A 20,177-nucleotide genomic window follows, 5' to 3' on the forward strand; every position below is an offset into this window, starting at 1 on the left:
GTACGAGGGCTGCACTGTCGTGTTCACACCGCTTCGACGGTGAACAGCGAATCGTCGTTGAGGACGACCTGCACGCGCCGGTGCCAGGCCTCGGCGAATGCCGCCCGCTGCTCCTCGCTCGCGGACCCCTCTAGAATCCGCTGGAGATTCCCGATTGCGGGGCCGCCGTCGGGAACGTCGCTGACGTGGTAGGTCACTTCAACAGTCTCGTCCGTATCGGTTCGCCGGAACCGGAACGTCGGTTCGTGCGTGCCCGGGTCGAACGCGTCGAAGACGAGGAGATCACGACGGCTCCCGTGACCACCGGCGAGCCCGCTGAATCCGTCGTCGTCGGTCGCGCCAGTCACGTACGAAATGATGCGCCCCATCACGCCGTACGCAGCATCGTCTCGCGGGCCGGCTGCCTGGACTTCGATTTCGCTTCGGATTGGATAGTCATCGGGATACAGGGCATCGAGCCCGAGCTGGACGATCCGGTAGGCGCCCGAGGCAGTCGGACAGGAGTGACCGGCCTCTTTCACCGCGTCCGTGTAGGTGACGACGAACGGATCGCCTGATGTGAGGACGCCGAGGGCCTCCGCGACGGGGTCGCGGATTTCGATCGGGTCGGCGTCGTAGTCGACCTGCCAGTCGGTGCTAGTGTGCGTCGCGTCAGTCGCAGGTGAATTTGTTGTCATTGGTTGTGGAGATTAGTGTCGGAGCAGTCGCATCCCGTTGAGGATGACGAGGAGAACGCTGGCTTCGTGGACGAGCATCCCGGCGGCGAGCGTGACGTAACTGGTGAGCACGCCAGCGAGCAGGACGGTCACGGTCAGCACCGCGAGCCCGACGTTCTCGAGGACGTTCCAGCGCGTCGCTTTACTGAGTGTGACCGCGTACGGGATGCGTTCGAGGTCGTCGGCCATCAGCGCCATGTCCGCCGTCTCGATGGCGGTGTCCGTGCCGGCAGCGCCCATCGCGATACCGACGTCGGCGGTCGCCAGCGATGGCGCGTCGTTGATGCCATCGCCGACCATCGCAACGACGTGGCCGTCGGCCTGGTATTCTTCGATGACGGTCTGTTTGTCCTCGGGGAGGAGTTCGGCGCGGTACTCGTCGATGCCCACTTCCCCTGCGACGGCACTTGCCGTCCGCTCGTTGTCGCCGGTGAGCATCACCGTCTCGATGCCGGCATCCTGAAGCGCCGCTACGACGCCAGGAGCGGCCTCTCGAAGTTCGTCGCGCATCGCGATCACGCCGATGATGCTGCCGTCTCGCACGACGTGGACGACCGTCTCACCGCGTTCCTCGCGGCCACGGACGTACTCGGCGATGTAATCCGGGATGTCGATGCTGCGGTCGTCGAGCAGCGCTCGGTTCCCAACGACGACCTCGTGGCCGTCCGTATGGGCGACGACACCCTTGCCGGCGACCACGTCGAAGTCATCCGGATCCGGAACCGACCGGTGTTCGGCGCTCGCGGCATCGGAATGGGCGACCGCAGTTCCGCCATCGGTTGCGGCGGTCGGACGGTCGCGTGCTGCGTCGACGATGGCGTCGGCGAGGTGGTGTTCGCTTTTCTTCTCGGCAGTCGCCGCGAGCGAGATTACCTCGTCGTCGTCGACGCCAAACCCCTCGACGTCGGCGACGGTGGTCTCGCCCTTCGTGAGGGTGCCGGTCTTGTCGAAGGCAACGAGGTCGATCTTGCCGGCACGTTCGAGGTGTTCGCCACCCTTCATCAGGACTCCCGACCGGGCGGCGTTCCCGATGGCCGAGACGATGCTGACCGGCGGTCCGATGACCAGCGCGCCCGGACAGCCGATGACCAGCAAGGTGAGCGACAGGATCGCGTTCTGCGTGACTGCGTACGCGCCGATTGCGAGCACGATGACGGCTGGGGTGTAGTACTTCGCGAACCGGTCGATGAGACTCTCCGTGGGCGACTGGGCCTCCTGGGCCTCCTCGACGCGGCGGATGATGCGCTCGAGCGTCGTATCCGAGCCCGCACCCGTCGTCTGGACCTCCAGTGCGCCTTCCTGGTTGACCGTCCCCGCGTAGACTTCGTCACCGTCGGTCTTGTGAACGGGCGCGCTCTCGCCGGTGACCGGGGCCTGATTGACGGCACTCTCGCCGTCGACGACGCTCCCGTCGACCGGGATCTTTCCGCCCGGTTTCACGATGACAACTTCACCCTCCTCGACGTCGCGGGCAGGTACTTCTTGGAGGTCTCCGTCGCGACGGACGGTCGCCGTGTCGGGCGTCATCTCCAGAAGTTCCTGGAGGGCCGTCCGGGTCTTCCGCATCGTCCGGCCTTCTAGGTAGCTGCCGAGGCTGAACAGGAAGACGACGGCGGCAGCTTCCCAGTATTCGCCGATGACGATGGCACCAATGGCCGCCAAGGTCACGAGCGTCTTGATGCCGAGCGTTCGGTTGGTGACCTCGTAGTAGGCGGTTTTGGCGATGTCGTAGCCGCCGATGATCGCCGCGAGGATGAGAATACCGGCACTCGCTGTATCGAAGCCGGTGAAGTGGCCGAGGCTCCAGCCGCCACCGTAGAGGAGGCCGCTGGACGCCGTGACGATGGCTTTCCGGTTCTTCCGGTAGTACTGTGTGATCGTTTGTGCGTTCATTGGTCTAGGCGGGCTGGGGCGTGTAGCCCTGGTTTTCGATGGCCTGTGCGAAGGCGTCGGGGTCAGCGACGTCGTCGTCGTACTCGATCTCGACTCGGCCGGTCGTGTAGTGGACTTTCACATTCTGGACGCCGTCGACGTTCGAGAGGGCGCGTTCAACGGTGCTCGCGCAGGTCGGGCAGTCGAAGTCCATCACACGGAGTTGGGTCGTTTCGTTCATCACAGTTCTACGTAGCACCCGGACCGCCATATACATTTTTTAGATGATATGTTTGAATAGAGATATAGGTCGTTGGAACAGTCCAATAGGTCGTCTAGGGCTTCGACTCGATCCGACCGCAGGCCAGTCGTCCGGTCGAAGTGCTCGACAGCAGTGTTCGCCGCTACCTTTTCCCGCACGTGTCTCACAGTCCCATTATGAGCAGTTCCGGTGCCGACCACCATCTCGACGACATCGCGATCAGGGATACCCGCGTTTCGGACGCCATCGACGAACCAATGCGAGCGATGATCCTCGACATACTGGCCGATGAGGCACGGACGGCAGGCGAGGTTCACGACCGACTCACCGATCGAGGGATCGAGCGGACCGAAAACACCGTTCGGCACCACATCAACGAACTCCGCGATTCCGGACTCGTAGACGTCGTCCGCTTTGAGGAGGGGCGTGGCGGCACGACGAAGTACTACCACGCGAACACGATCGTCCTCTCGTACTCACTACCGGGTTCGGCTGATGCCGCCGTGGAGGAGATGACGGATGCTATCCAGCCGCAGGTCACGGAGGCACTGAACCATCTCACGGAGGAGTACGAGGAATCTATCGAGGAGATCACAACGGAGATGCAGCCGTGTGACCACTGTCGGAACCAGAAGTACGAGACGTACGTCCTGCTGACCGTCCTGCGGCGAGCGTTCGTCCGCGCTCAGCGGGAATCGTAAGCGACGCCAGTGACTCATAACGATATTTACTGACTCGGTCCATGGTGAGAGACTCCGTTGTTGTTGGATCTTCTGGTCACCCCATTCAGGACCCGTGTTCCCCGTGTCGCGCACGATCACCCGGGTGAAACGAATTGGCAGATGAAATCGCACGCCGTGAAGAGAACGTTAACAGCGTCGATATCGTCGAAACACGAGTGATTGGGGGCGTTAATCGTTGTCGAGTTCGGAACCCGCGTCTCCTTCGGCGAAGATTCGCCGGGAGATGATCGTTCCGTCAGAGATGGAATCAGGTTCGTCACGGCGGACGAAGCGTTTCTTGAGAACGTCGTAGGCGAACAGACTCGCACCGATGATAACGAAGCCCCAGTGGTAGCCTCCGACGTAGATCGTCCTGTCGACGCCGTCGCCACTGCCCGGGAGATTTCCAACGCATCCGGAGAGACCTGCGATGCCGGCTCCGAGCGCAGTGAGAAACTCGCGTCGCTGTACTGTCGAGGACATGATTGCAGACTACTGCGACTCCTCGCGGGTGAGTTTCGCACGCCGTTCCTCGAACTCCTCGTCGGAGAGGTCGCCACGAGCGTACGCCACTCGGAGTTCCTCGAGTGCTCTATCGCTGGTCAGCGACGACCCGACACCACCGACGAGGCCGCGATAGAGGAGGTAGCCGATGCCGACGAGGACAACGAGCCAGACGAGCATCATTCCGATACCCCACAGCGGTGAGAGGCCGCCGGCCATGCCACCACCCCACCACCAGCCCATCATGCCCATCATCGGCATCGCGAACACCATCATCAACAGCGGGAACAGGACGATCACCGCGAGGACGATCAGGACGATGCGGAGCAGGCCGTCGGACGTGCGCTCTTTTGACATAGTGAACCACTACGGACTTCGTTGGCTGCATTCATAAAGTTGGACGGCCAGTACTGCTCCGTTGGTGGTTCCTAGGTTGGGTGGCGGCTAATACGTCGCTCTGTGTCTTGCTTGGGGCGAATCCACTCAGCAGCAGTCGGGGTCGTCGGGCGACCACTCACACGCGTTGCCAGTCGTCAAGTTGTTTTCGTCAACGTAGGTCGAGAGACACGCGTAGTTGCAGAAGTAGGTCGGCGACCCGCAGTCGTCGGTACAGTCGCGCACACAGATCGGGTCGTGGTCGAAGATACGCGACCTGCAGTAGGCGCACGTCTCATCAACGTTGGGGAGTTCGACGGTCGTAGACATACCTGTGCTACGGGCACGAGTCAAAAACGCATTTCGCCAGCTGACCATCGATATACTCCGCCTCCGGGCTGAAGGCGGTGTGTGAGTGACAAGGAACGACTAGAACTCGATCGCTCCGATCATCGGCTCGCCGACACACTTCGGGCAGACATCGGTGTCGTATTCCGCCATACAGTGTCGGTGGCAGGAGATCCCGCAGTGCTCGCAGACGAACACCTCATCGTCGCGAGCGCATTCCGAGTCACAGATGTAGCACTGAACCATGGATACTCGAACGTTAATTCGCAAGCCGCATCAACGCTATGCTCGGCGCCTGATAGGTGGCTGATCTTCATCACGGCTACCGACCAAGTCTACTCCTGTTTGGAGACAAAATGAATGCCAAATCGTTGGCTATCCATTGCTCTCTTCGGGATACAACCCGATCTCTGGGTACTTTGACGGAGTTAACTTTCGATTCTTAACAACAATTCGATTGAATGAGTAGAACGTCTTTCTACGTATGGACACGACCACGGCGCCCACGGAGACGCTCGGTGGTAGCAAGACGCTCGTTCGAGGCAACGCCCTCGAGAAAACCTACGGGTCACGACTCCCGTTGGGACGGTCGACACCCGTTCTCACCGGTGCGGATATCGAGGTCCATGCTGGCGAGATCGTCGGCATCGTCGGCGAGAATGGGTCGGGCAAGTCCACGCTGATGAAGATTCTCGTCGGGGTTCTCGACCACGACGCGGGCACGGTCCAACGGCATGGAACCGTCGGATGGTGTCCGCAGGAACCCCTGCTCTACGATCGGCTAACCGTCTCAGAAACGTTCCGGCTGTTCGGCGCTGGCTACGACATGACGCGCGAGGAAATCGACGCGGCGAAGCAAAGACTGGCGGATGAACTCGACTTCGAGCAGTACCTTGACTACCGGGTCGACCAGCTCAGCGGCGGGAACCGACAGAAGGTCAACCTCAGTGTCGCGTTGATGCACGACCCGGATGTCCTCATGCTCGACGAACCCTACACGGGGTTCGACTGGGAGACGTACCTGCGATTCTGGGACATGGCCCAGGACCTCGCGAACGACGGCACTGCCGTCGTCATGATCTCCCACCTAATTGAGGAGCGGAGTCGACTCGATCGCGTCTTCGAGGTGCGAGACGGACTGGTTCACGACGTGACCGACGAAGAGACCGAGAGCGAACTCAGGAGCGACCCGGAGGGGGAACATGAATAGGTTCGTCGTCGGCGTTCGGGCGAATCTCCAGACGTTTGTCCGGACACCTCTGAACGTCGTCCTTGCGCTGGTGCTCCCGCTCGTGGTCATCGAGGGGTGGGGCCAGGCGATGGCCGGACTGCCGTCAATGCCGACCGTCGAGGGGATTCCGCTCGACCTGGGACGCCTCCTCGGCGCGATCTTCGGCGTCGCCATCATCGCCGGGCTGATGGGACTGGTCCAGATGATCAGTGCCCGGGAGGCTGACCGACGGCTCGTTCAGACCGGGTACGCGCCACGAACGCTGCTCGCGACGCGGCTGGCGACTCTCGCGGGTGTCACGATCGTCGTCGCGGGGGTGAACTTCGGCGTCCTCTGGCTGACGATCGACGTCGAAGCACCCCTGTTTGTGTTCGCGTTCCTCGCGCTCGCGGGCGTCGTCTATGCTTTCCTCGGTGCGCTCGTCGGCGCAGTGCTTCCGCGACTGTTCGAGGGGTCGCTCGTCGTCGTCTTCCTCGCGATGATGGACGCGTTCCTCAGTGGCGACAGCCCGCTCGCCGCGGACGTCCCCGACTTCGTCCGGTACTTCCCGTTGTATCATCCGAAGGAACTCCTCCAGTCGGCCGCCTTCGACGGTACGTTCGCTGCGGGTGACCTCGTCTTCGTCGGCGGGTACCTTCTCGTGTTGCTCGTCCTCGTGACTGCCGTATTCGGTGCGACGATGCGCACGGCCGGGGGGTGGTCAGCGTGAACCGAACGGCCACGGCGTTCGGTATCGGGCTCCGGGAACACGCCCGCAACTACGTCCTCGTAGCGCTCCTGGTCGTCCTCCCAGTGTCGTTCATCACGCTCGCCTTCGCGGTCACCCAGGACGTCCAGATGCCGGTCCGGACGGTCGTCGACGGCGAGACGACGACCGTGATGCGGGGGATGCCCGAGGTCCACGGCGTGATCATGACACCGATCACGAGTTCGTTCATCGTCGGGTTGGCCGGTCTATTCCTAATGCGCGAGGCGAGAGACACGGACGGCCGCCTCGCTGTCGTCGGCTACCGAGCACGGCAGGTCATCGCCGCACGGTTCGGCGTCCTTGCAGTCATCACGCTTGTCGTGGTCGCTGTCTCCGTCGGGGTGATGCTCATCGACTTCCAGCCCGAACAGCTGTGGTGGTTCGTCGCCGCGATGCTCGTCCTTTCAGTTACCTACGGACTTATTGGGATGCTCGTCGGCGCCGTCTTCAACCGCCTGGCCGGCCTGTGGATTATGTTGATCCTCCCGATGATCGATATCGGACTGTTTCAGGACCCGCTGTTCGTCCAGTCTGAACCCGAGTGGTGGATGAAACTCTTCCCGGGCTACCATCCCGTCCGCGTGATGGTCGATACCGGACTCACGACGGACTTGGACACGGCTGCGTCGCTCGGCTGGGGGGCCGGCTATCTCCTCGTCGTCGGACTCCTCGCCGTGTGGGTGTACTACCGCGGAACTCGAACGACGTGACGACGCGCTCGAACGAAGGTGGTATCCGCGGCCGGACGGATCGATCGAGGGCACCCGACGCGATTCGCTGACTTACCGAACATCGACGAGGCGTTTCACCTGTCTTCCAACCGCTCACGACGCTTCTGGAACTCTTCTTCGTCGATCTCGCCTCGTGCGTAACGGCGTTGGAGGGTTTCCATCGCGGAATCATCGCTCTCGGGAGATGCGTCACCTCGTCCTAGTGCCCAATAGAGGAGTCCGCCAGCTAAGCCGAGCATTCCGAGTGCCCCGCCGACGAACGGGACGCCGCCCCACCCGCCTCTCGAGCCACCCATCATGCCCCCTCCGCCGGGCCCCATCATGCCGCCACCGGTGCTCCCGCTTCCGTCGACGTCCGAGCCGATGGCCACGGCGCCGTTCTGGACGATCGTCTCGCTATCGGGGACCTCGCCGTCGGGGATTGAGCTCTCCTCGGCCGGGCCGCCGGGGCTGCCGACGACGATGCGGCCGACCATCCCGACCGACTTGTGCGGGATGCAGTAGTAGTCGTACGTGCCTGGCTCTTCGAACGTGTACTCGAAGGATCCCGACGAGATGGTTCCACTGTTGAATGCGCTGGCGTCGGATGGAATCCGATTCTCGTAGGCGGTCGCCGAGTGGGCTCCGGCCGCTAGCTCGAAGCGAACGGTCGTGCCGGGTTCGACGTGGAGTCCGATCGGGTCGAAGTAGTTGTTGCCCATCTTCACGACGGGCGTCTCCTGTGCGCTCGCTGGCTGAGTGATCCCTACACCGGCGATTGCGCCGGCACCGAGTACTCCCAGGAACTGACGTCGGTTATAGTTCGTCATGTGGTTTGAATCGGTCTGCTGGTCGTTATTTTCGCACGGCATCGACGAGGCGCTGGACGAGTCCAGACGGTTGCTGGGTCGCGCGCTCGATGGCTGACTCGAGGTCGTTCCGGTCGACGATGCCGATGAACTCGGCGGTCTGCTCTCCGTTCGCGTAGACGAGTGTCGTCGGCGTCTTTCGGACGCCGTATTCTTCGGCCGTTTCCAGATCTTTCCGGATGTCGACCTCCCGGAACTGCACGTCCGGATACTTGTCCTCGAGGCCGTCGTTTTTCTCCCGCTGTGTTGTGCATGCCCCGCACGTCTCTTGGGTGAAGAGGATTACTTCGGTCACATTGTATACTACGGTATTGTAACTTAACCACATTACTATTCAGAATCGTAAGCTGAGAGTCTCCCATTTCTTCGATTCGAAGTCCTGCTCACACAGTGGTGATAGGGAATAGCTTGACGAACGAAATCGAATACACAGGCTCCGGATATACGCACCTGGGTGTGTACTCGTTGAGTTTACTCCGACCGTTCGAGTTTCTCGCGGCGGGATTCGAACTCTTCGTCGGTGAGGTCGCCGCGAGCGTACGCCGTGCGGAGTTCCTCCATCGCGGGGTTTCGAGACGTCTGGCTTTCATTCGCACGTCGGACGACGAGGTAGCCACCGCCAAGGAGGATGAGGAGGAAGATGAGCGGGACGAGCATCCCGACGAACGGCCACCACCCGCTGGTGGTCCCGCCGTAGCCCATCATCCCTCCGTAGCCCATCATCCCTCCGTAGCCCATCATCCCTCCGAACCCCATCCCCATGGTGAGCAACGGGAGGACGATGAACGCCCCGAGGATCAGGAGCACGATAGTCGTGGTGTCGAGTTGATTCGACGAAGACATCGTCACTCCTCCTCTGGCACCGTTCCCAACTCGTCTGAGACCGTTGCGATGACGCGCTCGAATCGTTCGTGCACGTCGACCGCGATCTCGTCGAGGTCTGGATTCTCCGTGATGCCGACCAGTTGCTGGGGGTCGACGGCGCTCACGACGACGTCACCGGCATCCGTCTCGTAGACGATGACGTTACACGGGAGCAGGGCCCCCAATTCCGGCTCTTCGGCGAGCCCCTCGTGGGCGAGTGGAGGGTTACACGCCCCGAGAATCCGGTATTGGTCTACGTCGACATCGAGCTTTTCCTTCAGGGTCGTTTTGACGTCGATGTCACAGAGGATGCCGAAGCCTTCGTCCTGTAGTGCGGTCGTGACTGCGGTTACGACATCGTCGAACTGTGCATCGATCGTTGTGGTGATGGTATACGTCATTGGTCTATCGGGTGTTTTTGGCTTCCAAGCTTGCGATGAGCTTCGTTGCTTCCGCTTCGGTCAATCCAGCGCCGCCAGACGCTTCTGAGGCGGTGAATGCGCGGAGTCGTCGGCGTTCGGCAGCCTGTCTGCGTTGTTTTCGTGAGTCGATTCGGATATTGTGTTGTGAGTGCTTCATTGTGGTGGTTGATTTTGTCGTGACGCACATTTCGTCTCGGTCTGTGACTGGAGTCGACGCACGCCGAGGTCTGTTTAGATCGCTTGAGTCGTCCCCGACGGAGTCGGAGAGTCCTTGTCGTCAGGTTAGCTCAGTTGCTTTTTCAACATTTTGTGTGTTCGTTCTTTCTCTCCACAATACTATGGACGATTGCACGAGGCATAACCGGCCAGGTCCGTTTGCTGACCCAGCAAATCGCCCCGTCATTCTAGTCCACTCTCTCGTGGTCGCTGTAGCACCCCTGAAGGTGCCAGCCGGCAATACGAATGTATGTGGACGACGTGGAAGGGTACATGGACGGAGGGTGTTGATACTCACTGGGTGAGCGAGGATCGTCGGTTCTCGAACTCCTCGTCCGAGAGTTCACCCCGCGCGTAGCGCTCGCGGAGTTCAGCGAGTGCAGTATCCGTCTTCGAGGTCTGTTCTTCGCGGTTAGTCCCGTACATGAGGAGCAGGACGAGTCCGATCAGGAGCAACGGCCAGAGGAACATTCCGCCTCCGAGCATCCCGAAGCCGCCGAGTCCGCCCATTCCGCCCCAGCCGCCGCCCATCATACCGCCGCCGTAGCTTCCACTACCGTGGGCAGCAGCCGTTCCAGTCGCCGCGACCAACAGCGGAACAGCGAGTATCGTGAGTCGACGAGCAGTGCGTCCGATGTGCGTGGTGAGTTGCGTCATTATTGTGGATTGGTGAATTGCGTTCAGTCGAAGCGATCGAAACGGTCAGGGCCTATCAGCAGTGGCCCTGCCCGTACATCCCGCCGTTGTAGTCGTCGTCAGTCCCGTCGTGGTATTCCTCGTCAGCCATGTCCTGGGCCATTTCGTCGACGGTCACACCCATGTGCGACTCCATCCACTCGACGCTACCAGGGCCCATGTGTTCGGTCATCTGTGCCTCCATCCACGTGGCCCATTCATCTGCGGTGGTATTGTCCGTGGGCGCGTCGTCTGCGGTCGTGTCAGTGCCGTGTGCGCTGACCGCGGGGGCGGCGAACGCGAGTCCGATGATCGCGAGTGCCACCAGCAGCCAGCGGCCGAGTTTGAAATTAGTCATTGTCTTTCTCCTCGGTTACTCGTAGGACCGCTCGGGGGTTATCGACGTGGGTGTGAATCCACGCAGGAGAACGTTCGAGAGCGTGTATAGAGCGTTATAACTGTTTTTCAGAGATGCGACCGTTCATATCCGCCGAATTCGAGGAGCTCCCCGCTTTTCCCACGTTTCGTGAACCGGCTCGGGGGCAGACCCTGCGGCAATTGGCCTGCTCGGCCTATTGAAAAAATAGTCCCCGTTATCCTGGGGAATCCTCATGCTGTTTCCGAAATGCAGATTCACATTCTTCGCAACAAAACTGTTGGAGGGAACCACCAACACGCGAGGCTAATCCGTCTTCGCGAACCGTGCTCCCACAGTTTGCGGATGTAAGTGTAGACTCCGTTCCGTTTGAATACGTGGAGTGGGTGATGCTCGACAGCAATTGCACATCGTATCGCCGGACATCACTCAGTGGAATATTTTGTTGCACCCAGCTTCCGATTGTGGGGCGTGGTGGAGTCGCCACGGCGATAATCTCACCTTCAGCAGTTGTGAATACGTGTTCCACGTATGGGGCCTGGATAACTGACTCTCGAAGTGAGTCCGCACTATCGAGTACAGATTGGAAACGCACCATGATACGCACCCGGTTTTCGTACTGCGTTCGATCGGTGTCGACTGTGAATTGACGAATAACGCCGTCTTGTTCCAATCGACGGATACGCGCCGAAACAGACGGGGCTGAGAGATTTACTGCTTCAGCGATTTCATTGTACGAACGACGTGCGTTCTCCTCGAGGAGTCGGAGGATCTCACGATCCGTGTCGTCAATCGCATTTTGTGTCATTGAAAGATGAACCGGGGGTGGGGAAAGGGGGGTGGGTTGAGGGGGAAGCTACGACGCCAGACGCGGGGCTTTCTCGGTGGTTGTGACGTTTAGACGTATTCCTCCGGTGCCGAGGTGAACGTGTCCTTGCATCCTTCGGCACAGAAGTAGTACGTCTGACCATCGTACTCGGCAGTAGCCGCTGCATCGGTTTCGTCGACGTCCATTCCACAGACGGGATCAGTTGCCATTCGGTTTCACCCCGCATCTAATGTACGGGGCGATAAATCAAGCACTTTGCTCTTAACAATCCAAAGTCGAGATACCGACCGGCCTGAGCAGTTCTGAACGTTCTGAAGGCTCAGAGCGGCGGATGGGCCACTGCTTTAGCACGATACCGAATGGGTCGCTTGGGCGAACCCACAGTTTCTTATCTCAGTCCAATATAAAAAGGAGGCTCGTGGCTGGAGAGTGTCTGATAAGTCACCCTATTGGGCGGGAACTGCTGATCACCAAGTTTCGACCGTCAAACAAGGCGAATGTCCGTGGGTGGAGGGGCAACTGCCCCAAGATAGTAGGTCATTTCCTCCATGGAAGGCGCGAGTTCCGTCCTCAACGTGCGAGCAAAAGCGAGTAACGACTGCGTAGCAGGGTAGTTACTATGCCTGATTCTCCTGTAAATCATCACTTGGATAGATACGATACGTTCGCCCCTGGCGTTCACGATACAACAGCCCACGTTTCTCGAGGGCACTTACTGTCTGACTCACCTTGCTCTTCGAGAAGTTCGATCGGTCCCGCAATTCGATCTGGGTGATGCCGGGTGAGGAGAGGACTGGCTCGAGGATACGACGTTCGTCATCGGGCAGCAGGTCCAACACACGTGCCTGCGGTTGAGATTCTGGATTGATAACGCCGCTCGATTGGGCCGCTTCCTCGGGCGAGTTATCCGTCTCGGAAACAGTTTGACTCTCCGTCTTGGCCTGCGTGTCGTCGGGTACAGCTGTGTTAGTGAGGTCGTTCCGAATCAAAAGATATCCCCCAATAATGACCGCTGAGACGAGAAGAGTCCCACCGATGTACCAGATGGGGTTCGTCCCATGCATCGCCCCTACCGATGAATCCATTCCCATCATCGACCCCATTTGCTCGATGGATTGTTTTTGCTGGTAGGCTTGCCAACCGAGCGCACTGCCGATGAGGAGGACAGCAGTGACAAGGAGACTGGCGAGGAAGTCCGCTCGCCGTTTATTCATATACTCCACCTCAGTCCGGAATAGCTACCATTCATTATCTGGTGTTCGCGAGTCATTACTGTACCAGTTTCGATAGATACGAACAGTTCAGTGTGGCTGTCTATCCCCTCTGTGTGTCCCACGACCCGTCAATATTCTCCCAGCTAACCGTTGTAACGCTGGCGCAAAGTGGGTAGAACGTATTCGATCGAGTTAGCTCCCCTGTAACTGCGAGACTACTATCGCAAGCCGATTTCGATGATAGAGAATAGCTAGCCCTAAAAGAAATAGGACTGTCGCAAATTCATATCCATAGGTACCGAACAATATTGTCGTTGTAGTGCCACCCACTCCGCCCACAAGTGCTAGCACGATTGGGCTGACGCAGGCCGGACACGCCACGATTCCTATAACGCCCCCAACCGCTGACTGAGAAAAGCTCAGTACTGCGTCATATACAAGATATGCCATTGCGAACAGGCCGACTGCTTGATAGGGTATGATTGTAGCTGTAATTATATTCCCAGTGTAGAGTAGAACGGGGCTCCAGCCTAGTGAGCGCCCCCACGTCAAGCCGTAATCGGTGGCCCCAGTGAGTTGCCCGAGGTGGGAGGTAGATGGGCCGACTAAGCCTGAAAAATATAACATAATGAGAAAGTAGATTGCGACAAATAACCCGGCACCGACTCGGTATATCCAGCTCGTTGTAGGGGGACGGGTATGCCATAAAACCCATCCAGATGCGGTAAACCAAATAAACGGTATAACGAAGTGAGTCCATCGTCCCACGGTATCACCTGTCACATACACGTAAGTGATTCCAACCACCAGCTGGATGGCTAGTATCAAGTTAAGCCACGTACTCGATTCGAGAATCTGACCGAGAGATTGGATTTCGCTTGTTGTTTTTGTCATAGGGCAAAACAGGCTGGGAGCGGTTTAAGTGTTGATTTGTGAAGCACTCTCCACTGATAATGAAAAAGAGTTCGGATCTAGACAAATGACTATCCCACTCTACTGGCGTTAGTGGTCGTGACTGTGATCTTGAAATTCTGGTTTCTGATGAGCGAATTCATTCGGCTTCTTTTCAAATTTTTGCCTACAGGCTTGAGAGCAGAAGTAGTATGTTTCCCCGTCGTGGGTCACGGTCGGTCCCTTCTCGTCGGTCCGCATTCCACAGACCGGATCGCGGTACTGGCCGGGGGCACCGAGGCCACGCCGGTAGACGTAGAGGAGGAATCCGGAGAGCCCGAACGCGATAATGTTGAGATAGAAGGTGTAATTGATCTCAAAGTACGTTTGTTCGGTCGCAGTCTCACCGCCGGCGAGGTTTGGAACAATTCCGAGGATGTTGAACAGTTCTTCCATGAGGAAGCCTGTGAAGGCCATCGTCACGAAGAAGATGCCGAGAATGTACAGCATCACCTTCCAGCCGTAGTATTTCCGGTAAACGTTGAGGACAGGAATCGTGATGAGGTCGGCGTAGACGAACGCGATGACGCCCGCAAAGCTGATCCCACCGCCCCAGAGCGCGACGGCAAAGGGGACATTGCCCATACTGCCGACAAAGCTGAGGACAGCGATCGTCACGCCCATGATGGCGTTCTCTGCGCTCACCAGCAAACTGTCGCCCTGAAGGAAGAGCGTGTTCCACACCCACTGCGGGACGAAGACGATGACGAACCCTGAGATCAGAAAGCCCGCGATGACGTCCTTCCAGATCATCGACCACTCCTTGCGGTACTGGTTCCCGACCTTGTACCACCCGCCCCACGAGAGGAGTTCGTCACGCCACCCACCGGAACTGGCGATTTCCTGTTGATATGTCTCCATACACCCCTTCGAGCAGAACTTCACCGTTTCACCCCCGTCGGTCGTCAGCGAGTACTCGTCTTTGCCCTCCATCCCGCAGGTCGGATCCTCGGTGACGCCGTGTTCGTGATCACGTTGATTCAGTTCCTCCCGAACTTCGTCGAAGAGGTTCTCCGGGAGAGTCAAATGGACCAGGAGCGCCATGACGGCGATAAGGATGAGGCCGCCGAGGAGTTCGGCGACCAGAAACTCCCACCCCAGCAGAATCAGGATCATCAGCCCCAATTCTACGATGAGGTTTGTCGAGGCAAACATGAAGGCGAGGAAATTCACTGTGTGTGCTCCCTTCTTGAACAGTCCCTTACCAATCGCTACTGCACCGAAGCTACAGCCGCTACTCGCAGCACCGAAGACCGTTGCCTTCGTGAGTCCGCTCAGATCCCCTTCCCCAAGGACTTGGGCCATCCGCTCTTTGGAGACGTAGACCTGGACGAGGCTCGTAATCGTGAGGCCCATAATAATCGCCCAGGCCGCTGTCCAGAGAAAGCCGACACCGATCCGCAACGATTCGAGGATTCCGTCGACGAGGGCGGCCTGCATACGTAGACCATCACAAGCCTCTGTTTTGTCAATTGCCCTTAGAAATATGGGCTTGTGACCCTCTATAAAATTTGCATTCGAAAGCACAAACCACCAGAGACAACAACTCCCTGCTTGAAATGCCCTCTCACTAATTTAATACTGGGAGTTCGGGCTCCAGTTGGTGAATCGCTATGGCCTTTTGAACGACTAATTACCCAGACAGCGACGCAATATCCTCCTTCTGTCCCCGCATTTTATGATGGTTCGTTACCCAGCCGGGTGTTCTTTCGAATTGTAATAGAAACTCGATTGAATGAGCCAGGCGTATCTCTACATATGAGCACGACTACCAGAACTCAGGACGCGCATGACATGGAATCCAAGCCCCGCACGATGTCCCTCGACGCACTGGCGCTGTCAGGTGCAGCTGCCGTCGTCTCTGCCGTCGTGATGCTGCTCTTCGGCGTCTTCGGAGCGATTGGAGTCTACGAGCAGGGGATTGAGGCAATGGAACAGTGGCACCTGTTCTTCGAACCGACCATCGTCGGGACAGCAGCAGGTATGGTTGAAGCCGCGGTGGCCAGCTTCGTCCTCGTGTACGCCTTCGCCTGGCTGTACAACTCCTTCACACGGTAAATCGGAGAACTACGCCATGTACACCGATATCCTCATCCCAACCGATGGCAGCGATCACGTCGAACCCGCGATCACGTACGGGCTCGACATCGCGGACCGATACGATGCAACCGTTCACGCTCTACACGTCGTCGACAGTTCGCCGATCGAACGGAAACTCGAACTGACCGCGCTGACTCCCGATTTGGAGCCGCTTCCAGACCAATGGTATGACGCTGGGGATGCCGCCACGCAACAGATCGCGACACGAGCCGCAGAACACAATCTCGACGTAGTTTCTGAGGTCCGCCGTGGCGTTCCAGCGCGAGAAATCCGATCCTACATCACCGACGCCGGAATCGATCTCGTCTGTATGCGAACCCGAGGACACACTGGCCTCGACCGATTTCTGCTTGGGAGTGTAACGACCCGAATTATCCGCACTGTTAACATCCCTGTCCTTAGCATCAATTCGAAGCCGGCTGAAGCGAGTTCTGAAGCCGAGATACGAGCTGGATTCGACCGCATCTTATTTCCGACAGATGGCAGTATTCCGGCACGAGAGGCTTTTTATCACGCACTCGAAGTGGCTAAGATGTACGATGCGGCAGTTCACGCTCTTTATGTTGTTGATAGGGGTGACTACGCGTCTCGTCCGGGATGGACATGGGACGAACTGCAGCAAGTGCTAGAGCAGACTGGAGAAACGGTCCTCGAAGATGTCCGATCTCGAGCGACTTCTGACGGGGTTGCAGTCACTGCTGAGATAACCCACGGCGTCCCCCATCAGGAAATATCGGAGTACTGTGACCAGCATAGCGTTGACCTCATCGTTATGGGGACGCACGGTCGATCCGGTATTTCACGACACCTCATCGGAAGTGTGACTGAACGAGTTCTCCGGAACGCTGATGGGCCAGTTCTGACCATTCGAGGAGCGTGAACCGCCATCGGGGGCAAGCTCCGGAGCACTCACCTCATCAGTGTAAATCGCGTTTAGTCTCGCCTTGAGACACTCGGCTTGCGTTTCCAGAGAGGTGTCTGGAGCTACCGGCGAAGCGAGATGAGAAGAACCACGAATCCGAGGCCAATGGCGACTGATTCGATGACGTGGACGACAGCGAGGTCAACTCCCGCGAATTCGAACAGCACTCCTTCAATGAAGACACCGAGAGTGATGATCCCGAATCCGATCGCGGCGTTTCGCATATAGTACGTGCCCGTTCGTCGATACGCCTCGAAGCTGTAGTACGTGATCAGAATACCGAGTGCGAGAACGAGCAAGCGAACGACTACAAGAATCGCTGTTGTTGCGTCCACCATTCTTATTCCTCCAGTTTCCGCGGGTCGCGTCCGTACAGGGCGTACAGGATCGTGAGCATCCCGAGCGCGACGATTACTGTCGCCACTATTCCAGCATTGTGCAACGTCAGGCCAACAACGTCGAATAACACCCCTTCGATGATTGCACCGAAGCTGATAATTGCGAAGCCGATAGCGAGATACAACATTGACTGGCCGTTGCTTCGACGGTATCCTCGATAGGCTTGGTATGCGATCACGAACCCGAGAGTCATGGTGACGAGTTTTGCGATGACGAGACCGATGTGCATGGTTAGTCGTTCCTCATTGTATCCCACAACCGAGAGAATCTGTCGGGGGCGTCTTCCCGAAGTTCGATGCGGACATCGAACCCAGACTCCAGAAGTTGAACCTCGACCCGGTTGAGCTGGGCTTCGTATTCGCTGTAATGATGACCGTCGGGGTCCATGTGCGTTCGTTCGACGAGAAAGTCGTACTCGAGCAACGTATTGACTCGCCTGGAAACCGTCGAGACGGACATATCGCACTCATCACTGAGTTCCTTGGCAGACATCTGTGTTCGGCGAGTCGCCTCGAGGATCGCTCGTGCATAGTCGTCGTCGAGGATGGCGAGGATCCCCGAGATGTCTCGCTCTTCACTCACATTCTACATTTCTGTGGATGGGTATATAAAGAAACGCCGATTTGCTGACCCAGCAAATCTGCTTTCCGGACTATATGCCCCGAGTGTGTATATTCACGTGTAAGGTGACCGATGCCATGACCGATTCACTCACGCGTCGACGGATGCTCCAGCTGACTGGCGGTGCAGCAGTCGTTGGCCTCGCCGGTTGCACAGGGACTCAGGACAACAACAGCGAGGCGGCGGGCGGATCGCCGACTGAGAGTGGCCACGACGAGACCAGCACGGAGTCCGGCCACAGCGACGACGAGGACAGTCACGACGACGATGGGGGGCATGACGAAGCGGTCGGAGCGCCGTCCGATACGGCCGAAGTGAACATGATCACCCAAGACGGGGGCTACCACTTCGAGCCACACGTTGTGCGGGTGAACGTCGGTGGGACCGTGACCTGGCACAACGAGAGCGGGAGTCACTCGACGACCGCGTACCACTCCGAAAACGACCAGCCCCAGCTCGTTCCCGACGGAGCGGCGTCTTGGGACAGTGGCATCGTCTCTGAACAGGGCGCAACGTTCGAACACACGTTCGAGACCGAGGGGGTCTACCACTACTACTGCACGCCCCACGAGAGCCTCGGGATGATCGGGAGCGTCATCGTCGGTGAACCGGATCCCCACGAGGAGGTCGCCCTCGAGGATCCGCCGGCAGACAAGCCCGATCGGGTCCGCGAGAAGCTCGAAGAACTGAACGGAATGATTTCGACCGCCCTCGGCGACGACCACTAATCACTCCCGGACGTTTTCAGCAGCGCGCCCCCTCCTACCGTACAAGTAGATTGTAGCCGATATGGAGTACTGCGAGGCCGAGATATCCAAGACCGAGTACCGCCAGATTTCGTCGCGACAGCGACGGTAAGCCTACCTCGTCGGTATGATGAATCCGCTCGCCGAGCGCGTACGCGAACCGCCCGGCAATGAGTGCGAACGGTAGGTGAACGAATACTAGCGGGAGCACGAGCGAATCGAACTGGGCTGTCGCCTCGAGACGTGACAGGTATTCGAGTTTGAGCACCAGTTCGAGGAAGGCGACTGTCAGACCGGAGGCCACGGTTGCGAGTAGTCCCTCGGTTTTCGAGAGGAGTTGACCTTGCCAGTAGCTCCAGCCGTAGAAAACGAGTATCAAAGGAATGAGACGGACGAACGCCTCCTCGATGAGCCCAACCAGAAGAGTCCACGTGCTTGCGGTCGTCACCTGAAGCAGGGCAAGTTCGAACTGATAGGCACTCCACACGCCGATACCGGTCACGACGCTACTTACGACAGTCAACCCGACCAGTGACCGGTACTGTGACGGCATATGTGACAACGACCGTTTCATACGTGAGAGTCAGTCAAAATAGGCGTATCCGTTCGAAGTCCACACTGCGAAGAGCCTTTATTATCCTTCACCTGTTACTCACTCACACGAATACTAACTGTAGCCGGTCACCATACTACCATGCCACCCGACGAACCCGCTTCCGTCTCTCGGTCGGCTTATACGGAGCACGACGTAATCGGCCGGATTGAAGAGACGGCTCTGTCACGTCGGGGGTTTCTTGCCGGACTCGGCCTGGGGAGCCTTGGGGGCGCCGGTGCGGTTTTCGGTCTCACGCGAGCGGGGGAGGGATTTCAGTCGCTGGCGACACTCGCTGGTGGGGCCACACTTCCCGCAACAACACGGTACTATCTTCCAGCAGTCGACGGCTCCGATAGCGGCCTCATGGTTCCGGTGGCATTTGAGTTCACCGACGGCGAGGGCGAGTTGTTCGTGAATTTGAATGGAATCGAAGTCCGCCACGACCTCCAGCTCGCGCTTCGTGAAGCGATTGCGACGGCCACGCGGCTCACCGACAGCTCGCTGGCCGGAACGGCGACGCACGTCACGTTCGATTCTCCCACGGACAGTGTGCTCGCACTTCGCGGGAAGAGCTGGGAAGCAGGACTCACGGTCGCCCTCGTCGCCAGCCTCCGCCAGCAGTCACTCACACCGGAGACGCTCATCACGGGAATCGTCGACGACGAAGGAGCGTTGCTTCCCGTTGGGGAGATCGAGACGAAAGCCCATGCAGCACGAGGACTTGATGCACGGGCTTTGGTCATTCCGGCGGACGAACCGACAGAAGTGGCTGTATCGGGGCTCCGTATCGTCAGAGTTCGCTCGATAACGGAGGCGCTTAGCCGGATTCTGTGAACGAAGGCCCTTCGCGACAGCTGTATGAAGTGCTGCAGTGACTGGGTCTTCCGACT

At 58.6% G+C, this 20,177-nt stretch carries 30 protein-coding genes; 8 read left to right on the forward strand and 22 right to left on the reverse strand.

Features of this window, described 5'->3' with window-relative positions; all coding sequences use genetic code 11:
- Positions 1 to 23: 23 nt before the first annotated feature.
- The 3 genes from DM868_RS12130 to DM868_RS12140 are packed head-to-tail and all read right to left on the reverse strand — an operon-like array spanning position 24 to position 2,829.
- Positions 24 to 677 carry a hypothetical protein gene (locus tag DM868_RS12130; protein WP_089769851.1) on the reverse strand — a complete coding sequence of 218 codons (654 nt, stop codon included), beginning with the start codon at positions 675 to 677 and terminating at the stop codon, positions 24 to 26.
- A 12-nt stretch (positions 678 to 689) separates the two neighbouring features.
- Positions 690 to 2,609 carry a heavy metal translocating P-type ATPase gene (locus DM868_RS12135; RefSeq protein ID WP_123115057.1) on the reverse strand — a complete coding sequence of 640 codons (1,920 nt, stop codon included), beginning with the start codon at positions 2,607 to 2,609 and terminating at the stop codon, positions 690 to 692.
- A 4-nt stretch (positions 2,610 to 2,613) separates the two neighbouring features.
- The gene (locus DM868_RS12140; protein ID WP_006667201.1) at positions 2,614 to 2,829 is read right to left on the reverse strand and encodes a heavy-metal-associated domain-containing protein; all 216 of its coding nucleotides are present in this window, start codon (positions 2,827 to 2,829) and stop codon (positions 2,614 to 2,616) included.
- Between the two features lie 197 nt (positions 2,830 to 3,026).
- Here DM868_RS12140 and DM868_RS12145 point away from each other — a divergent pair, with 197 nt between their 5' ends.
- Positions 3,027 to 3,551 carry an ArsR/SmtB family transcription factor gene (locus tag DM868_RS12145; protein ID WP_123115056.1) on the forward strand — a complete coding sequence of 175 codons (525 nt, stop codon included), beginning with the start codon at positions 3,027 to 3,029 and terminating at the stop codon, positions 3,549 to 3,551.
- A gap of 210 nt (positions 3,552 to 3,761) precedes the next feature.
- Here the strand turns inward: DM868_RS12145 and DM868_RS12150 are convergent, their stop codons facing one another.
- The 4 genes from DM868_RS12150 to DM868_RS15190 all read right to left on the reverse strand — a co-directional run bounded on the left by DM868_RS12150 (position 3,762) and on the right by DM868_RS15190 (position 5,045).
- Positions 3,762 to 4,055: a hypothetical protein gene (locus DM868_RS12150; RefSeq protein ID WP_058365174.1), complete on the reverse strand. Its 294-nt coding sequence runs from the start codon at positions 4,053 to 4,055 to the stop codon at positions 3,762 to 3,764.
- A 9-nt stretch (positions 4,056 to 4,064) separates the two neighbouring features.
- Positions 4,065 to 4,433, reverse strand: coding sequence for an SHOCT domain-containing protein (locus tag DM868_RS12155; protein ID WP_058365173.1), 369 nt, complete (start codon positions 4,431 to 4,433; stop codon positions 4,065 to 4,067).
- A gap of 126 nt (positions 4,434 to 4,559) precedes the next feature.
- Positions 4,560 to 4,781 (reverse strand): hypothetical protein, encoded by a 222-nt coding sequence (locus tag DM868_RS12160; RefSeq protein ID WP_058365172.1) that lies wholly within the window; start codon positions 4,779 to 4,781, stop codon positions 4,560 to 4,562.
- Between the two features lie 99 nt (positions 4,782 to 4,880).
- Positions 4,881 to 5,045, reverse strand: coding sequence for a hypothetical protein (locus DM868_RS15190; RefSeq protein ID WP_170964505.1), 165 nt, complete (start codon positions 5,043 to 5,045; stop codon positions 4,881 to 4,883).
- Between the two features lie 238 nt (positions 5,046 to 5,283).
- Between DM868_RS15190 and DM868_RS12165 the strand changes: the two genes are divergently transcribed.
- From DM868_RS12165 to DM868_RS12175, 3 genes are read left to right on the forward strand one after another with little or no spacing between them, the layout of a single operon-like run.
- Positions 5,284 to 6,009: an ABC transporter ATP-binding protein gene (locus DM868_RS12165; protein ID WP_137277124.1), complete on the forward strand. Its 726-nt coding sequence runs from the start codon at positions 5,284 to 5,286 to the stop codon at positions 6,007 to 6,009.
- A complete protein-coding gene (locus DM868_RS12170; RefSeq protein WP_123115055.1) occupies positions 6,002 to 6,739 on the forward strand; it encodes an ABC transporter permease in 738 nt (245 codons plus the stop codon). Before DM868_RS12165 ends, DM868_RS12170 begins: the two co-directional genes overlap by 8 nt.
- Entirely contained in the window at positions 6,736 to 7,488 is a 753-nt protein-coding gene (locus DM868_RS12175; RefSeq protein WP_137277125.1) for an ABC transporter permease, read from the forward strand. The genes DM868_RS12170 and DM868_RS12175 overlap by 4 nt, the downstream gene beginning before the upstream one ends.
- A gap of 95 nt (positions 7,489 to 7,583) precedes the next feature.
- On the opposite strand, the gene DM868_RS12180 is transcribed toward DM868_RS12175, so the two are convergent.
- From DM868_RS12180 to DM868_RS12225, 11 genes are all read right to left on the reverse strand, one after another.
- Complete coding sequence (locus DM868_RS12180) at positions 7,584 to 8,318, reverse strand: plastocyanin/azurin family copper-binding protein (protein WP_123115054.1); 735 nt, start codon at positions 8,316 to 8,318, stop codon at positions 7,584 to 7,586.
- Positions 8,319 to 8,343: 25 nt separating this feature from the next.
- Positions 8,344 to 8,652, reverse strand: coding sequence for a thioredoxin family protein (locus DM868_RS12185; RefSeq protein ID WP_123115053.1), 309 nt, complete (start codon positions 8,650 to 8,652; stop codon positions 8,344 to 8,346).
- A 176-nt stretch (positions 8,653 to 8,828) separates the two neighbouring features.
- Positions 8,829 to 9,200, reverse strand: a complete 372-nt coding sequence (locus DM868_RS12190; protein WP_137277126.1) for an SHOCT domain-containing protein — start codon at positions 9,198 to 9,200, stop codon at positions 8,829 to 8,831.
- Between the two features lie 2 nt (positions 9,201 to 9,202).
- On the reverse strand, positions 9,203 to 9,622 hold the full coding sequence (locus DM868_RS12195) for a DUF302 domain-containing protein (protein ID WP_123115051.1): 420 nt from the start codon (positions 9,620 to 9,622) through the stop codon (positions 9,203 to 9,205).
- Between the two features lie 531 nt (positions 9,623 to 10,153).
- The gene (locus DM868_RS12200) at positions 10,154 to 10,516 is read right to left on the reverse strand and encodes an SHOCT domain-containing protein (RefSeq protein WP_123115050.1); all 363 of its coding nucleotides are present in this window, start codon (positions 10,514 to 10,516) and stop codon (positions 10,154 to 10,156) included.
- Between the two features lie 55 nt (positions 10,517 to 10,571).
- The gene (locus DM868_RS12205) at positions 10,572 to 10,892 is read right to left on the reverse strand and encodes a hypothetical protein (protein ID WP_123115124.1); all 321 of its coding nucleotides are present in this window, start codon (positions 10,890 to 10,892) and stop codon (positions 10,572 to 10,574) included.
- Positions 10,893 to 11,127: 235 nt separating this feature from the next.
- The gene (locus DM868_RS12210; RefSeq protein ID WP_123115049.1) at positions 11,128 to 11,718 is read right to left on the reverse strand and encodes a winged helix-turn-helix transcriptional regulator; all 591 of its coding nucleotides are present in this window, start codon (positions 11,716 to 11,718) and stop codon (positions 11,128 to 11,130) included.
- A gap of 89 nt (positions 11,719 to 11,807) precedes the next feature.
- Positions 11,808 to 11,948 (reverse strand): YHS domain-containing protein, encoded by a 141-nt coding sequence (locus DM868_RS12215; RefSeq protein ID WP_123115048.1) that lies wholly within the window; start codon positions 11,946 to 11,948, stop codon positions 11,808 to 11,810.
- 408 nt (positions 11,949 to 12,356) lie between these two features.
- On the reverse strand, positions 12,357 to 12,953 hold the full coding sequence (locus DM868_RS12220; protein ID WP_123115214.1) for a helix-turn-helix transcriptional regulator: 597 nt from the start codon (positions 12,951 to 12,953) through the stop codon (positions 12,357 to 12,359).
- Positions 12,954 to 13,145: 192 nt separating this feature from the next.
- Positions 13,146 to 13,847, reverse strand: a complete 702-nt coding sequence (locus DM868_RS15920) for a DUF7546 family protein (protein WP_449289572.1) — start codon at positions 13,845 to 13,847, stop codon at positions 13,146 to 13,148.
- A 108-nt stretch (positions 13,848 to 13,955) separates the two neighbouring features.
- A complete protein-coding gene (locus DM868_RS12225; protein WP_137277127.1) occupies positions 13,956 to 15,344 on the reverse strand; it encodes a permease in 1,389 nt (462 codons plus the stop codon).
- A 375-nt stretch (positions 15,345 to 15,719) separates the two neighbouring features.
- Here DM868_RS12225 and DM868_RS12230 point away from each other — a divergent pair, with 375 nt between their 5' ends.
- The gene (locus DM868_RS12230) at positions 15,720 to 15,962 is read left to right on the forward strand and encodes a hypothetical protein (RefSeq protein WP_246049101.1); all 243 of its coding nucleotides are present in this window, start codon (positions 15,720 to 15,722) and stop codon (positions 15,960 to 15,962) included.
- Between the two features lie 16 nt (positions 15,963 to 15,978).
- A complete protein-coding gene (locus tag DM868_RS12235; RefSeq protein ID WP_137277128.1) occupies positions 15,979 to 16,884 on the forward strand; it encodes a universal stress protein in 906 nt (301 codons plus the stop codon).
- Between the two features lie 104 nt (positions 16,885 to 16,988).
- Here DM868_RS12235 and DM868_RS12240 read toward each other — a convergent pair whose 3' ends face one another.
- The 3 genes from DM868_RS12240 to DM868_RS12250 are packed head-to-tail and all read right to left on the reverse strand — an operon-like array spanning position 16,989 to position 17,907.
- Positions 16,989 to 17,264, reverse strand: coding sequence for a DUF7521 family protein (locus DM868_RS12240; protein ID WP_123115045.1), 276 nt, complete (start codon positions 17,262 to 17,264; stop codon positions 16,989 to 16,991).
- A gap of 2 nt (positions 17,265 to 17,266) precedes the next feature.
- Positions 17,267 to 17,554, reverse strand: coding sequence for a DUF7521 family protein (locus DM868_RS12245; protein ID WP_137277129.1), 288 nt, complete (start codon positions 17,552 to 17,554; stop codon positions 17,267 to 17,269).
- 2 nt (positions 17,555 to 17,556) lie between these two features.
- Positions 17,557 to 17,907: an ArsR/SmtB family transcription factor gene (locus tag DM868_RS12250; RefSeq protein WP_137277130.1), complete on the reverse strand. Its 351-nt coding sequence runs from the start codon at positions 17,905 to 17,907 to the stop codon at positions 17,557 to 17,559.
- A 116-nt stretch (positions 17,908 to 18,023) separates the two neighbouring features.
- Between DM868_RS12250 and DM868_RS12255 the strand changes: the two genes are divergently transcribed.
- Positions 18,024 to 18,674, forward strand: coding sequence for a plastocyanin/azurin family copper-binding protein (locus DM868_RS12255; protein ID WP_137277131.1), 651 nt, complete (start codon positions 18,024 to 18,026; stop codon positions 18,672 to 18,674).
- A 34-nt stretch (positions 18,675 to 18,708) separates the two neighbouring features.
- On the opposite strand, the gene DM868_RS12260 is transcribed toward DM868_RS12255, so the two are convergent.
- The gene (locus DM868_RS12260) at positions 18,709 to 19,266 is read right to left on the reverse strand and encodes a hypothetical protein (RefSeq protein ID WP_222845537.1); all 558 of its coding nucleotides are present in this window, start codon (positions 19,264 to 19,266) and stop codon (positions 18,709 to 18,711) included.
- Positions 19,267 to 19,386: 120 nt separating this feature from the next.
- Here DM868_RS12260 and DM868_RS12265 point away from each other — a divergent pair, with 120 nt between their 5' ends.
- On the forward strand, positions 19,387 to 20,121 hold the full coding sequence (locus tag DM868_RS12265; RefSeq protein ID WP_137277132.1) for a hypothetical protein: 735 nt from the start codon (positions 19,387 to 19,389) through the stop codon (positions 20,119 to 20,121).
- Positions 20,122 to 20,177 lie beyond the last annotated feature (56 nt).

Origin of the sequence: Natronomonas salsuginis (genome assembly GCF_005239135.1) — an archaeon.
GTDB classification, from domain to species: domain Archaea; phylum Halobacteriota; class Halobacteria; order Halobacteriales; family Haloarculaceae; genus Natronomonas; species Natronomonas salsuginis.